This window comes from Paenibacillus glycanilyticus NBRC 16618, assembly GCF_004000805.1.
Lineage (GTDB): Bacteria > Bacillota > Bacilli > Paenibacillales > Paenibacillaceae > Pristimantibacillus > Pristimantibacillus glycanilyticus.
The window spans coordinates 41,254-56,088 of sequence record NZ_BILY01000020.1; the positions used below are offsets into that span (position 1 = coordinate 41,254).

Here is a 14,835-nt window from a genome sequence, read left to right on the forward strand (position 1 = left end):
TCTGCCGGTTCCGGTAGCCCGGACGGCAAGACAACCAGGTTGCTTTTCATGAAACATGTTCTAGCGGCGAAGGCCGAGTTTTTCGATCAATGCGCTGTAACGTTTAACATCTTTGTTTTTCAGGTATGCCAACAGCTTACGGCGTTGACCTACCATCTTGAGCAGACCACGGCGGGAATGATGATCTTTCTTGTGCTCCCGCAAGTGTTGCGTCAAGTTCACGATGTTTTCCGTCAGGATAGCCACTTGAACTTCCGGGGAACCCGTGTCGCTCGCGTGTGTTTTGTGAGTCTCGATCAGTTGTGTTTTACGATCTTGTGTAATTGCCATCCTTGTTCACCTCCTATTTCAGTTAATCGCCATTAGCCTCGAAACCGCCGGTGAGAGCTGATTTCCAAGCTAAGGTTCAAATGCGGTAGATAACGGACAAGCCGCTCTCGCCCACAACGTTACCTAGTATAGCACAATGAAGAAGGCAAGTAAATGCCGCCGCTTAGGACAAACCAAAGAATTGCTTGGTTTGCTTCGCGTCTTCCCCAATCTGCTCGATTAATTCATGCACGGAACCAAACCTTTTCTCCGCACGGATAAAGGAATGGAACTCCAGCGTGATTGGTTCTCCGTAAATCTCTTGATGGAAATCGAACAGATGCGCCTCTAATACGGGACGGATCTCTTCTTTGTTAAACGTCGGCTTCATTCCGTGATTAAGCACGCCGTAATAAGTTTTTCCTGCCACCTTGGCCTTGATGGCGAATACCCCTAGACAAGGCGTTACGTAAGGCTTGGACAAACCTACATTGGCTGTCGGGAAACCGATCGTTCTACCGCGGGCATCACCGTGCACAACAATGCCTTCCACTTCATAAGGACGGCCAAGAAGAGTCGTTGCCAGCGCAATGTCACCCTTCTCCAGTGCGGCACGGATATACGTGCTGCTTACCTTCTCGCCATTCTCGTAAAGAGGCTCAACAATATCGACGGTAATATCGGGACTGCCCAGCGTCCTCATAAGTTCCGGATTGCCCATGCCTTTAGCGCCAAAGGTAAAATCAAAACCGACAATAACATGCGCGGCATGCAGAGGACGCAGCACTTCATCCACAAACTGCTGCGGACTGATTGCCGCAAAGGTCAGATCGAAATTCACGACAAGCATGATATCGACGCCAAGCTCGGCAAATAGAGCCCTCTTCTCTTCAGGCGGCGTCAAGCAGCTGAAATATTGATCGCCTTGTCCGAGAACCTCTTTCGGATGCGGCAGGAAGGTCATAACGGCAGACAAAGCCCCTGTATCCTTCGCTATTTGTACCGCCTGGGTAATTACGTTCCGATGGCCGCGGTGAACACCGTCAAAATGTCCGATTGCCACGGCAAGCTTCTTGTTCTGAAGCAAAGCCGGGCATTCGGATAAAGGGTAATTAAGGGTTATAATTTCCATGCTGATACACCTGCAATTCCTCTATATAATCCCGGTTAGGAGAATACTTTCACCGGCTTAAGCGCCAATGCTTGATCATCGGCCTCAAAAATTCCGATAAAAGCATCATTCTCGCCATATAGGCGTACGAGACTGCTGGAATCGAAGGAAGCGGCCATCCGATTGTACGGTATTTTCTGCCCTCGAAGCGCCATCTCGGTAACCGCTGCATTTGCTTGAACCCGCTGAAGATGATCAATCGCGATATCAGCCGGAAGCAATTTCTCCTCCAGCTTCCCTGCAGCCTGCAGCTCCTCCAGCTCTTCAATCGTGACGCATTGCTCTCTCGTAATGCCTCCGGACATCGTCCGGGTAAGCTCAGCCATCGCAGCCGGAACGCCCAGCGCACGGCCGATATCTACGCATAACGTACGGATATACGTACCTTTGGAGCAGATGACGGAAAAGGTGAATCGGGGCTTATCCGCGTCAAGAACCGCGTCAAGAAGATCAATCTGATGGATTGTCACTTTGCGTGATTTACGTTCAACGGTCTTGCCTTCCCTTGCGAGCTCATAGAGCCGTTTCCCGTCTACCTTCACGGCGGAGAACATCGGCGGAACCTGATCGATCTCTCCAACAAAGCTTTGCAGCACCTGCAGCACCTGTTCTCTCGTAACCTTAATACCAGTCTGCTCTTCAAGGATTGTCCCCGTCAAGTCTTCCGTATCCGTAGCCGTACCTAGCTGAATAACGGCTTCGTAGGCTTTAGGCCTCTCTTGCAAATATTCAACCACCCTTGTGGATCTTCCGAGGCATAGCGGCAATACTCCGGTAACCATCGGATCAAGAGTTCCCGCATGCCCGATACGCTTCATGCGAACGATTCGCCGTACTTTCGCCACTACATCATGCGAAGTCCAACCGGCAGGCTTCCATACGGCAATAATTCCGTCCATCTATTCATTCAACGCCTTTCTGACCGCTTCAACAAGTTCCTGCATCGCTTCCGTAAGCGTCCCTTGCATCCGGCAACCGGCTGCGCGGACATGTCCGCCGCCGCCCAACGCTTGAGCAATGGCCGCTACATTCGCTTTTCCCGCAGATCGAAGGCTTGCCTTAACTCCGCCATCTTCGGTTTCCTTGAAAAGAATCCCGACTTCCACACCGTCAATATTAAGCGCGTAATTGACGATCCCTTCCAGATCATCCGGCACAGCGCCTACCTCTTTCATATCATCCTTGCCGACATACAGCCAGCCGATTTGTTGATCATCCGTAAAGGTCAGTCTCGCCAAGCAGCGCTGAAGAAGCTTCAGCTTAGCCATCGTCATTTTCTCAAGCAAATGATCGGCAAGCTGATGCCCCGGCGCACCATGAGAGAGCATTCGGGAAGCAACATCCATCACTTTTGGACTTGTATTGGAATAACGGAAACCTCCGGTATCCGTAAGCAATCCGGTATAGATGGCCGTCGCGCATTCCACATCAATGCTCAAACCGGACAAATCAATCAGATCGAACAGGATCTCGACTGTGGCCGCAGCGTCGGGACGAATGACATTAACCGCGCCAAACCCGTCGTTGGTCGGGTGATGGTCGATATTAAGTATTTTCGCATCCTGCGCAAACAAGGCTGAAACCTCGCCAATACGCCGAAAATCGGCGCAATCGACCGCAATGACATGCGTGTACGTTTGCCCCGGCTTATCTTTGCGATAGTTGACGATTTGATCAAAGCCTCTTAAGTAGTTAAGCCGTGAAGGAGATTCTCCTTCATTGATCAGCGTTTTTGTTTTCCCCAATTGATCAAGCATCCAGCCAATAACCGATGTAGAGCTGATCGCATCTCCATCGGGCTGCACGTGGGAGACGACCAAGAAGTCGTCTCCTTCCCGCATAAATGCAAGTGCAGCTTCAAGCTGTAGCCCGTAGTCAACGCCGGCCGTCATTGGCCTTTGTTCCCACGGTTGATTTCTTCAAGCAGCCCTTCGATACGGCTGCCATACTCGATGCTGCTGTCGAACTTGAACAGCAGCTCCGGCGTATGACGGAGACGCATCCGCTTGCCAAGCTCAGAACGGAGATATCCGTTTGCTTTGCCAAGCGCTTTAAGGGTTTCTTCCTTCTGTTCTTCGCTGCCGAGTACGCTGAGGTAGACACGCGCCTGGGAAAGGTCGCTAGTCGCCTCAACACCCGTTACCGTAATAAATCCGATACGAGGATCCTTCAACTCGGTCTGGATAATTTGGCTCAGCTCTTTTTTAATCTGTTCGCCGACCCGTCCTACACGAATTTTAGCCATGCGTTAATCACCTCTCTACGGACTCCATTACGAAGGCTTCAATAATATCCCCTTCTTTGAAGTCGCTAAACCGCTCGATCGTAATACCGCACTCGTAGCCTTGAGCAACTTCTTTAACATCATCCTTGAAGCGTTTAACGGTATCCAATTTGCCTTCGAATACGACGATGCCGCCGCGGATGACGCGAACTTCGGAGTTACGCGTAATTTTGCCGCTGATAACCATACAACCGGCAATAGCGCCAACTTTGCTGAGTTTGAAGATGTTGCGGACTTCCGCTTGGCCTTGAACAACTTCTTTGAAGATTGGATCCAGCATGCCTTTCATGGCTTGCTCGATTTCTTCGATGACATTGTAAATAACGCGGTGGAGACGAACATCTACTTTCTCCTGTTGAGCAGCAAGATCAGCTTGCGGCTCTGGACGAACGTTAAATCCGATTACGATAGCGTTGGATGCCGCAGCCAAGTTGATATCGGATTCCGTGATCGCGCCTACGCCGCTGTGAATGATCTTGATGCGAACGCCTTCGATTTCAATTTTCGCAAGGGAGCCTTTGAGGGCCTCTGTCGAGCCTTGAACGTCAGACTTGATAATGATGTTAAGATCTTTGATCTCGCCTTCTTGAATATGCTTGAACAGATCGTCAAGCGTAACGCGAGAATTCGCGCCAAGCTCCGACTGACGTTGTTTGATCGAACGACGGTCAGCAATTGCTCTTGCTTTGCGCTCGTCTTCAAATACCATAAACGGATCGCCTGCAAGCGGTACTTCTGTCAAGCCGGTAATCTCAACCGGAGTAGAAGGACCAGCTTCTTTGATACGGCGGCCTTTATCGTTGACCATTGCGCGGACACGACCGAAGCAGTTGCCGGCAACGAAAGCATCGCCAATTTTAAGCGAGCCGTGTTGTACGAGAACGCGTGCTACCGGACCTTTACCTTTATCCAGTTCGGCTTCAATAACCGTACCACGTGCGCGTTTGTCGGAATTCGCTTTGTAATCATTAACTTCAGCCACGAGCAGAATCATCTCGAGCAGCTCTTCCAGACCAAGGCGTTGCTTAGCCGATACGTTAACGAAGATGGTATCGCCGCCCCACTCTTCCGGAACGAGTTCGTATTCCGTAAGCGCCTGTTTGATTTTGTCGGGATCTGCGTCCGGTTTATCGATTTTGTTAACCGCTACGATAATAGGCACGCCAGCCGCTTTCGCATGGTTGACTGCTTCAACCGTCTGAGGCATAACGCCGTCATCGGCTGCAACAACGATGATCGTAATATCCGTTACTTGAGCACCGCGTGCGCGCATAAGCGTAAACGCTTCGTGACCCGGTGTATCGAGGAACGTGATTTTCTTGTGATTGATCTCAACTTGGTAAGCACCGATATGCTGGGTGATACCGCCTGCTTCGCCGCCCGTTACGTTTGTATGACGGATAGCGTCGAGAAGGGTTGTTTTACCATGGTCAACGTGACCCATAATCGTTACAACCGGTGGACGAGTCGTCAAATCCGCTTCGTCATCCACTTCTTCCACGGTTTCGAAGGTATCTTCTTCAACCGGAATTTTCACTTCAACCTCTACGCCAAATTCTTGAGCGATCAAAAGAATGGTATCCATGTCAAGTTCTTGGTTGATAGTAGCCATTACGCCGAGAGAAATAAGCTTCTTGATAACTTCGGACGCATCCTTATGAAGCAGCTTAGCCAAATCGCCTACTGTCATCGTACCGCGCACAATGATTTTCTTAGGCGTATTGTCGATTTTCTCGCGTGGAGGCTGCTGCGAATGGTTACGGTTGTTTCTGCCGCCTTTGCCGCGACCGTTAGGATTCGTTCTAAAGTTCGGCTTGCCGTCGTCGAAACGCTTTTGGCTTCCGTTGTTGCCACCCGTTCTGTTTTTGTTTACCGCATTGTTGCCTTTACGGTTGTTGGTTTCGCCTGCCGCAGTACCGCGCGAAGTTGGTGCCGGACGGGACGAATCGAACGAACGGTTTTGTCCGCCGCCTTGACCTTGCGGACGGTTACCGCCTGGTGCGCCGCCGCCTTGCGGACGGTTGCCGCCCGGTGCGCCGCCTTGACCTTGCGGACGGTTAAATCCGCCGCCGCCTTGCGGACGATTGCCGCCTTGGCCGCCTTGGCCGCCTTGACCTTGCGGACGGTTGTATCCGCCGCCACCTTGACCTTGCGGACGATTGCCGCCTTGACCGCCTTGGCCTTGCGGACGGTTATAACCGCCGCCGCCTTGCGGACGATTGCCGCCTTGACCTTGCGGACGATTGTATCCGCCGCCGCCTTGCGGACGATTGCCGCCTTGACCGCCTTGGCCTTGATAAGAACCTTGACGGTTGCCGCTGTTCTGCGGTCTGTTATTGCTGCTTGCGCTATTATCGCTTGTGCCGGCGTTAGCCTGGCTAGCGTTCGTTTGACTTTCGTTTCCTTGCTGACTTTGCGGACGTTGTTCTTGTTGCGATTGGTTGGTTTCAGATGTCGTTTTAATAGAATTCATAGGCCCCTGTCTGTCCTGAGATAGATTTTTTTGTACCGTTTGATTTTGCTGCTTGCTTGCGGTCTGTGCCTGTGGCTGAGGTGCCGCCGATACGGTAGCACTGCCCGATTCCTGGGCACGCTTCGCAGCCGCATTTTGCTTGATATCGCGGAAGAAGCCTTCCACTTTTTGAACCATTTCGTTTTCCATGACACTCATATGATTATTAACGGGCAGATTAAGCCGTTTAAGAATCGTTATAATTTCTTTACTGCTCATGTTTAGCGATTTCGCGTATTCGTATACGCGTGTTTTATCTTTATTGTCCTTGCTGTTGTCCTGTTGTTTGCTCAATATTATCCACCTCCGAATTTTGACTCAGATGACCTGCAATCATTTTTCCGAACTTTGCGTCAGTTACCGCCAGTACGACTCGTTCCGGCTTTCCAATGGCCTTTCCAAGCTGATCGCGGTCAAATGCTTCGGCGAGCTGTACCCCGTAGGTGTTGCATTTGTCGCGAAACTTCTTCTTCGTGTTTGGAGAAGCGTCGCCCGCTATGATCACGAGCTGCGCTTCACCTTTACGAACCGCCTTGAGCACAATTTCATCTCCGGTAATAAGCTTTCCGGCTCTCATGGCCATTCCGAGCGAAGACAAGCCTTTATTCATCTTCATCGCTTTCCCGCTCCTTGCCTGCCAGAAACTCGTCCTCAACCGCTATGAAATCCTGTTCAAGCTGGTCGTAAATCGATGCGTCGACTGCCTGCTTCAATGCCCGGTCAAGCGCCTTGGACTTCTTAGCCAGCTTGAAGCAGCTGACCTGTCCACATAAATAGGCGCCGCGACCGGCTTTTTTCCCCGTCAGGTCTATAAGCACTTCTTCGTTTGGTGTCCGAACAACCCGGATGAGTTCTCTTTTTGGCTTCATTTCTTGGCATGCCACGCACTTGCGAAGCGGCACTTTTCTCGGTCTCACCGCACACCCCTCCTTTGCCCGTTAATGGACCCAAGATGTAAGCCTGCTGTTAATCGATAGAAACGGAATCCTGGTGCATGGTGCCTGCCGTTGTTTTCGGACGGCCGTACTCCTGCTCCGCTTGCGTTTCGCTCTTAATATCGATTTTCCAGCCAGTCAGCTTCGCGGCAAGGCGCGCGTTCTGACCTTTAATGCCAATCGCGAGAGACAGCTGATAATCGGGTACGATTACGCGGGCCATTTTCTCTTGCTCGAATACGATAACCTCCAGCACTTTCGAAGGGCTAAGCGCATTCGCCACATATTCCTCTACGCTCTCCGACCAGCGGACGATATCGATCTTCTCGCCGGTAAGCTCGTTGACGATGGTTTGCACGCGCATTCCTTTAGGGCCTACGCAGGATCCAACCGGATCAACCTCTTCGTTACGCGAATAAACGGCAATCTTCGAACGGAAGCCTGCCTCGCGGGCAACGGAACGGATCTCGACTACGCCGTCGTAAATTTCCGGAACTTCAAGCTCGAAGAGACGCTTCAAAAGGCCGGGATGAGTACGGGACAAAATAATTTGAGGCCCTTTGGTCGTATTCTCTACCTTTGTGATATACGACTTCACTCGGTCGCCATGCTTGAATTTGTCCGTAGGCATCAGCTCGGTAAGAGGAAGAACGGCTTCAACCTTGCCAAGGTCAACAAACAAGTTGCGAGTATCCTGGCGCTGAACGATACCGTTAACGATATCCTCTTCCTTATCGATAAACGCGTTGTAGATCAAACCGCGTTCCGCTTCGCGAATACGCTGCGTAACAACCTGCTTGGCTGTTTGGGCGGCAATACGGCCGAAGTCGCGAGGCGTAACTTCGATATCCGCGATGTCGTCCAGCGTATAGTGAGGGTTAATCTCACGCGCTGCGTCAACTGTAATTTCTAGACGAGGGTCGAGCACTTCGTCTACAACCGTCTTGCGAGCGTATACTTTAATAACGCCGCTATGGCGGTTAATGTCCACGCGTACATTTTGCGCTGTGTTGAAGTTGCGCTTGTAGCTCGATATCAAAGCCGCTTCAATCGCTTCTAACAGCACTTCCTTCGCAATCCCTTTATCCCTCTCGATTTCCGACAATGCTTCAATAAAATCCATGCTCATTGGAATGGAGTTCCCCCTTTCAAAAATAAACCGCTATTAGAACACAATCGCAAGACGGGCGCTCGCGACCTTGGCGTAAGGAATGACATGCTCTTTTTTGCCGATTTTCACGGTAGCCTGTTCGCCGTCAAACGCGGTAAGCTGCCCTTCAAATTCCTTGGAACCGTCAATCGGCTCGTAAGTCGTTATGTAGACATGCTTGCCGACTGCCTTGCGAACATCTTCCGGCTTCTTAAGCGGCCGTTCCGCACCCGGGGATGACACTTCCAGGAAGTAAGCATCGGAGACCGGATCGTTCTTATCCAGTTCTTCGCTCAAAAATTCGCTTATTCTGCCGCATTCGTCAATATCGATGCCGCCTTCCTTGTCCACGAACACCCGAAGGAAGAAGTTGCTGCCTTCCTTGACGTACTCAATATCAACAAGTTCAAATCCATTGCTGTTGAGGAAAGGAGTAACCATAGCCTCAACGACGGTTTTGATTTTGGATGTGCTCAATCGGTGTAACCTCCTGTTTCTTCGTACGCCTGCAAACGGCCGATTCGTATGCGAAAAAAGCCGTTTACAAAACGTAAAGAGTGGGTTTCCCCACTCTCTGCTTCAAGTCTCTATCCACATCATTGCCACAAAAATTATATCATAACCGCATAGGGGTGACAAGAAATGTTTTCTAACACGCAGCGCCTAGAACAAGGACAGCTGGTTGGATTCCGGCAATCCGCGGAAGCATCCCATGCCCGTCAATACCTCGATAATCGTCTTACTTGCCTTGGATCTCTGCTGGAAATCTTCGATGGACAGGAACTCTCCGGCATCCTTGGCAGCCGCGATGTTGCGCGCCGCATTGTCCCCGATACCGCCAATGGCCGAGAACGGAGGAATGAGCGATTCGCCGTCAACGATAAACTTCGTTGCATCCGAACGATATAAATCGATCGGTTTGAAGGAAAAGCCGCGGGCTGTCATCTCAAGGGCCATTTCCAACAAGGAAATACTGTTCTTCTCTTTGGTCGTGGCGTTAAAGCCCTTGTCCTCGATTTCGATGATCTTCTTCTGAATGGCATCATAGCCTTGACAGAGCAGCTCGAGGTCGAAATCTTCCGCGCGAACCGAGAAATACGTTGCATAGTATTGAATCGGGTAATACAGCTTGAAGTAGGCGGTTCGAACCGCGGAAATAACGTAAGCGGCGGCATGCGCCTTAGGGAACATGTATTCAATCCGCAGACAAGAATCAATGTACCACGCCGGCACCTTGCAGCGCTTCATCTCTTCGATCCATTCCGGCGTAAGACCCCTGCCTTTACGCACGCTTTCCGTGATCTTGAAGGCAAGTCCGGCATCCATACCCGCTTTATAGATGAGATACAGCATGATATCGTCACGGCAGCCGATTACGGTCTTGATGTTGCAAGTGCCTTTCTTGATCAGTTCCTGCGCATTGCCGAGCCAAACCCCGGTACCATGCGATAGTCCCGAAATCTGAAGCAAATCGGCAAACGACGACGGCTGCGTCTCCTGAAGCATCTGGCGTACGAACTTCGTCCCCATCTCCGGCACGCCGTACGTTGCAACCGGTGTTCGGATTTGCTCCGGTGTTACGCCTAATGCTTTGGTCGAGTTGAACATGCTCATGACTTTAGGGTCATTCATCGGAATCGTTGTTGGATCAACGCCCGTCAAATCCTGCAGCATCCGCATCATGGTCGGATCATCGTGACCGAGGATATCAAGCTTCAGCAAGTTGGCTTCGAAGGCGTGATAATCGAAATGAGTCGTCTTCCATTCGGCGTTCACGTCGTCCGCCGGATATTGCACGGGAGTAATATCTTCGACTTCCATATAATTCGGAACAACAACGATACCGCCCGGATGCTGGCCCGTACTCCGCTTTACGCCGGTTACGCCTGATGCAAGGCGGGACAATTCCGCGCTGCGCCAAGTTTTACTATGATCCTCGGCATACTTGCGGGCAAATCCATAACCGGTTTTTTCGGCTACCGTACCGATTGTGCCGGCACGGAATACGCATTTGTCGCCGAACATGATCTTCGTAAAGTTATGCGCCGTCGGTTGGTATTCACCGGAGAAGTTAAGGTCGATATCGGGAACTTTATCGCCCTTGAAGCCAAGGAAGGTTTCGAACGGGATATCCTGTCCTTCTCCCTTCATTGGCAAATTGCAATTCGGACAGTTCTTGTCCGGCAAATCAAATCCGCTTGGGACGCTGCCGTCCAGGAACCATTCGCTATGCCGGCATTCCGGATTCTTGCACAAATAATGCGCCGGCAGCGGATTAACCTCGGAAATGCCAAGGAACGTCGCAACGACGGAAGAACCTACCGAACCCCTCGAGCCTACGAGATAACCATCGGCATTGGACTTCTTAACGAGCTTCTCCGAAATCAAGTAGTTGGCGGAGAAACCGAATTTGATAATCGGTACTAGCTCCTTCTCGAGCCGGTCGATAACAACCTGCGGGAGATCTTCGCCGTACATTGATTTCGCTGTGTTATAGCATGTACTCCGGATTTCTTCTTCCGCGCCCTCAATAATCGGGGTAAACAGCTGGTCCGGGAACATTTCGAACGGCTCAAACCGGTCAGCAAGTTCGATCGTGTTCTTGACTACGACTTCGTAGGCACGCGCTTCTCCGAGGAAAGCAAACTCGCGAAGCATCTCGTCGGTCGTCCGCAAATGGGCATCCGGCTTTCGGATGTCCTTCAGCGGGCTGAATCCGGTAATGCCATGAATGGCGATATCGCGATACAGCTTGTCCCTTGGATTCAAATAATGGACATTGCCCGTTGCGATAACAGGCTTGCCAAGTTCATCTCCGATCTCGCAAATGCGGCGCATGGCCTGCTCAATCTCGGCGCGGCTGCCTACAAGTCCTTTATCAACAAGATGCATGTAAAAGTCAATCGGCTGGATCTCCAGCACATCGTAGAACCGGGCAACCTCAAGAGCTTCTTCATAAGATTTATTGAGCACCGTCTCGAAAAATTCACCCTTCTCGCAGCCGGAAATAACAAGAATGCCTTCACGCATGTCGACAAGCTTACTCTTCGGTATGCAAGCAACCCGTTTAAAATGCTCGGTATGAGAAATCGACACCATCTTGAACAGATTTTTTTTGCCAACCGCGTTTAACGCGTAAATATTGCAATGGAACGGCCGGGAATTGGAAATGTCCAGACCGACATAATCGTTTAATTGATGAAGTCCCGTAATATTGCGTTCTGCCGCGTCATTAATGAGGCCATACATTACACCGCCGAGAGCAACGGAGTCGTCTACGGCACGGTGATGATTCTCAAGAGAAACTTTGTATTTCGCCGATAATGTATTAAGTCGATGGTTCTTAAGCGTCGGATGAAGGAATCTTGCGAGCTCCAGCGTATCAAGCACCGGATTCGTTAATTCCGGCAAGCCGATAGACTTGAGATTGGCTTGAATAAATCCGATATCAAACCTTGCGTTATGGGCGACCAGAATGCAATCCCCTATAAAATCGATAAATTCGCGAAGCTTCGGTTCAAGCTCCGGCGCATCCTTGACCATATCATCATTGATATTCGTCAACTGCTGAATATGGTAAGGGATTTTCTCATGCGGGTTTATAAAGGTGGAGAACCGGTCAATCTCTTTGCCGTTTTGCATTTTTACGCCAGCAAGCTCAATGATTTTATTATTAATAATGGATAAGCCCGTGGTCTCAATATCAAATACGACATAGACGGCAGAAGCAAGCTGGTCTTCTCTTGGGTTCAGAACCATCGGTACCGCGTCATTTACAACATTGGCTTCAAGGCCGAATAAAACTTGGATATTATTTTTCTTTGCAGCCTTGAATGCTTCCGGGTAACAATGAATATTGCTGTGATCCGTAATCGCAATCGCCTTATGTCCCCACTTGGCGGCCATCTTCACGTACTCGCCAATCGGAGTAACCGCGTCCATCGCGCTCATGGTGGAATGAAGATGGAATTCAACGCGTTTTTCCTCCGCATTGTCTTTGCGGTCCGGCGGCGAAGAGATTTCCTGAAGATCATTAGGGATCATCACAAGTTCAGGCTCCTGCATGAAGCGGTCGTAATCGACCTTGCCTCGCGCCTTCACCCATTTGCCATTCGACAGCAGACTCAGGATTTTTACGTCTTCCTTATTCTTGGCAAACATCTTCATCGCCATGGAATCCGTAAAGTCCGTTACGTTAAAGGTGAACAAGGTCATTCCGTTGCGGAGCTCCTTCACCTCTAGGCCAAATACAGCCCCCTGAACCGTAACCTTCTTCTCTTCTTCACGGATATTCATAAGCGGAGTAGGTTCATCGCGAATGTCATAACCCATTGCCAGTTTGACAGGCTCTTCATCGCCTTCTGCCTCATTCGACTCAGCAACGCTCTCCATAATCTGAATGACGGCTTCCCTCTCCGCTTGATCCCGCTTCTGCTGGAACTCCTCGTAAGCATCTTGTCTGACCTGCTCGCCAACCTCCAGCTTAACCCGGTAATTCCGACTGAAGGTACGTTCGTAAAAGCTGCTGATCGCTTCGTCGATCTTCTTCTTCTTGGCCAGCTCCAGCCCCATGCCATCCAGCATCGATACGGCAATCATCTCGTCTGTCGGCTCCATGCCGGCTTTGCTTAACCAGCCGTTAACCGAAGCGTTTTCCTGCTGTACCCATTCCAGGAACAAAGGCCAATATTCCCGGGCGATGTCTGCCGATGGAACGGCATCATCATAAAGAAGCTTAAAAGAAGTTTCGGCTATATGAGAGAACTTCATGTTTACGGCTTGGGTTAAAGCCATAAACGCTTTATAAGGAACTAAAGACGTTTTGCGAATGCAAAACGTCCATTTTCTGTTGCTTTTCCCTACAATGACTTGCTCGATGTAACCGTCTTTGTAATAGGAATTTATAATTTCGAGCGGCAGCCCCGCTTGCTGCATAAGCAGCTCAAAGCGCTGCCGGTTGTCTCCGGTTTGGCTCATGGCAATCAATCACTCCTGTACGATCCAATCCGATCGATGCTTTTAGTAGGCACGTGCAAATACGACCGTGTGCTCCGCATGATCACCGCATACGAGACATTTGCTTTTCTTCTTCTCCGGTTCAAACGGAATGTTGCGGCTTGTTGCTCCAGTCTCTTCCTTTACTTGCTTCTCGCAAGCAGCGGAACCGCACCAACCAGCCAGTACAAATCCACGTTTTTCTTCCATCGAAGCTTTCATCTCGTCAAGCGTCTCTACGTCGTAGAAATTATCTTCACGGAATTTTTTCGCTTTTTCAAACATATCGCGTTGAATATCAGCAAGCATCGTTCCCACTTCCGCGATCAGGTTATCCTGGCGGACGATCCGTTTCTCGCCGCTAATGCGCGATACAAGAACAACTTGCCCATTTTCCATATCGCGAGGACCAAGCTCAAGACGAAGCGGAACACCACGCATCTCGTATTCGTTGAACTTCCAGCCCGGACTTACGTCGGAACGGTCGTCAACTTTTACGCGTACGCCGGCTTTTTTCAGCTCCGCATAAAGCTCGTCTACCCGGCCAACCACTTGATCGCGGGTTTTAGCCGGACCAATCGGGATCATAATCACTTGAGTTGGCGCAACCTTCGGAGGCAATGCCAGACCGCGGTCGTCGCCATGAACCATAATCATAGCACCAATCAGACGCGTACTCACGCCCCAAGATGTGGTATGCGCGAATTGAAGAGTATTCTCGCGGTCGAGATATTTGATGTCAAACGCAACGGCAAATTTTGTGCCCAGATAATGAGACGTACCGGCTTGCACCGCTTTGCCGTCTTTCATCATCGCTTCGATGGAATACGTGTTAACCGCACCAGCAAAACGCTCGGACGGCGTCTTCTCCCCTTCAATAACCGGGATTGCCAGGAACTCTTCCACGAATTCGCGGTAGACCGTCAGCATTCTCATCGTTTCTTCGCGAGCTTCATCTTCGGTCTCGTGAGCCGTATGGCCTTCCTGCCACAGGAATTCGCTTGTGCGTAGGAACGGCAGAGTACGCTTCTCCCAGCGCACAACGTTTGCCCATTGGTTAATAAGGAGCGGCAGGTCGCGGTACGATTGAATCCATTTCGCATACATATGGCCGAACATCGTTTCCGAGGTTGGACGAATAGCCAGACGCTCTTCCAGCTTCTCGCCCGCTGCTTCCGTTACCCATGGCAGCTCCGGATTAAAGCCTTCGACATGCTCCTTCTCCTTTTGGAAGAAGCTCTCCGGAATAAAGAGCGGGAAGTAAGCGTTGCGGTGGCCCGTTTCCTTGAACCGGCGGTCCAGGTCGCGCTGAATATTTTCCCAGAGCTCATAGCCTTCCGGCCGGAAAACGATACAGCCGCGTACCGGCGAATAATCCATGAGCTCCGCTTTCTTAATTACATCGATATACCATCTAGAAAAATCCTCGCCTTGTGGCGTAATTTCGGTAACAAACTGTTTATCCTTGGACATAACCGA

At 50.6% G+C, this 14,835-nt stretch carries 12 protein-coding genes; all 12 read right to left on the reverse strand.

From position 1 onward, the window contains the following. Positions 1-60 precede the first annotated feature (60 nt). The 12 genes from rpsO to proS all read right to left on the reverse strand — a co-directional run bounded on the left by rpsO (position 61) and on the right by proS (position 14,829). The gene (gene rpsO, locus PGL01S_RS17055; protein WP_127495788.1) at positions 61-330 is read right to left on the reverse strand and encodes a 30S ribosomal protein S15; all 270 of its coding nucleotides are present in this window, start codon (positions 328-330) and stop codon (positions 61-63) included. A 163-nt stretch (positions 331-493) separates the two neighbouring features. Further along, entirely contained in the window at positions 494-1,441 is a 948-nt protein-coding gene (locus tag PGL01S_RS17060) for a bifunctional riboflavin kinase/FAD synthetase (RefSeq protein ID WP_127495789.1), read from the reverse strand. Positions 1,442-1,476: 35 nt separating this feature from the next. Then, entirely contained in the window at positions 1,477-2,379 is a 903-nt protein-coding gene (gene truB, locus PGL01S_RS17065; protein WP_127495790.1) for a tRNA pseudouridine(55) synthase TruB, read from the reverse strand. Then, entirely contained in the window at positions 2,380-3,372 is a 993-nt protein-coding gene (locus PGL01S_RS17070) for a DHH family phosphoesterase (RefSeq protein ID WP_127495791.1), read from the reverse strand. Then, a complete protein-coding gene (gene rbfA, locus PGL01S_RS17075; RefSeq protein ID WP_015844983.1) occupies positions 3,369-3,725 on the reverse strand; it encodes a 30S ribosome-binding factor RbfA in 357 nt (118 codons plus the stop codon). The genes PGL01S_RS17070 and rbfA overlap by 4 nt, the downstream gene beginning before the upstream one ends. 7 nt (positions 3,726-3,732) lie before the next feature. After that, positions 3,733-6,570 (reverse strand): translation initiation factor IF-2, encoded by a 2,838-nt coding sequence (gene infB / locus PGL01S_RS17080; protein WP_127495792.1) that lies wholly within the window; start codon positions 6,568-6,570, stop codon positions 3,733-3,735. Next, complete coding sequence (locus PGL01S_RS17085) at positions 6,536-6,886, reverse strand: L7Ae/L30e/S12e/Gadd45 family ribosomal protein (RefSeq protein WP_091183487.1); 351 nt, start codon at positions 6,884-6,886, stop codon at positions 6,536-6,538. The genes infB and PGL01S_RS17085 overlap by 35 nt, the downstream gene beginning before the upstream one ends. Then, entirely contained in the window at positions 6,879-7,193 is a 315-nt protein-coding gene (gene rnpM / locus PGL01S_RS17090; protein WP_091181683.1) for an RNase P modulator RnpM, read from the reverse strand. Before rnpM ends, PGL01S_RS17085 begins: the two co-directional genes overlap by 8 nt. Before the next feature lie 49 nt (positions 7,194-7,242). Continuing rightward, the gene (gene nusA / locus PGL01S_RS17095; RefSeq protein ID WP_127495793.1) at positions 7,243-8,340 is read right to left on the reverse strand and encodes a transcription termination factor NusA; all 1,098 of its coding nucleotides are present in this window, start codon (positions 8,338-8,340) and stop codon (positions 7,243-7,245) included. Positions 8,341-8,376: 36 nt separating this feature from the next. Beyond that, positions 8,377-8,838: a ribosome maturation factor RimP gene (rimP, locus tag PGL01S_RS17100; protein ID WP_127495794.1), complete on the reverse strand. Its 462-nt coding sequence runs from the start codon at positions 8,836-8,838 to the stop codon at positions 8,377-8,379. A gap of 186 nt (positions 8,839-9,024) precedes the next feature. Continuing rightward, a complete protein-coding gene (locus PGL01S_RS17105) occupies positions 9,025-13,338 on the reverse strand; it encodes a PolC-type DNA polymerase III (RefSeq protein ID WP_127495795.1) in 4,314 nt (1,437 codons plus the stop codon). A gap of 42 nt (positions 13,339-13,380) precedes the next feature. Next, positions 13,381-14,829 carry a proline--tRNA ligase gene (proS, locus tag PGL01S_RS17110; protein WP_127495796.1) on the reverse strand — a complete coding sequence of 483 codons (1,449 nt, stop codon included), beginning with the start codon at positions 14,827-14,829 and terminating at the stop codon, positions 13,381-13,383. Positions 14,830-14,835 lie beyond the last annotated feature (6 nt).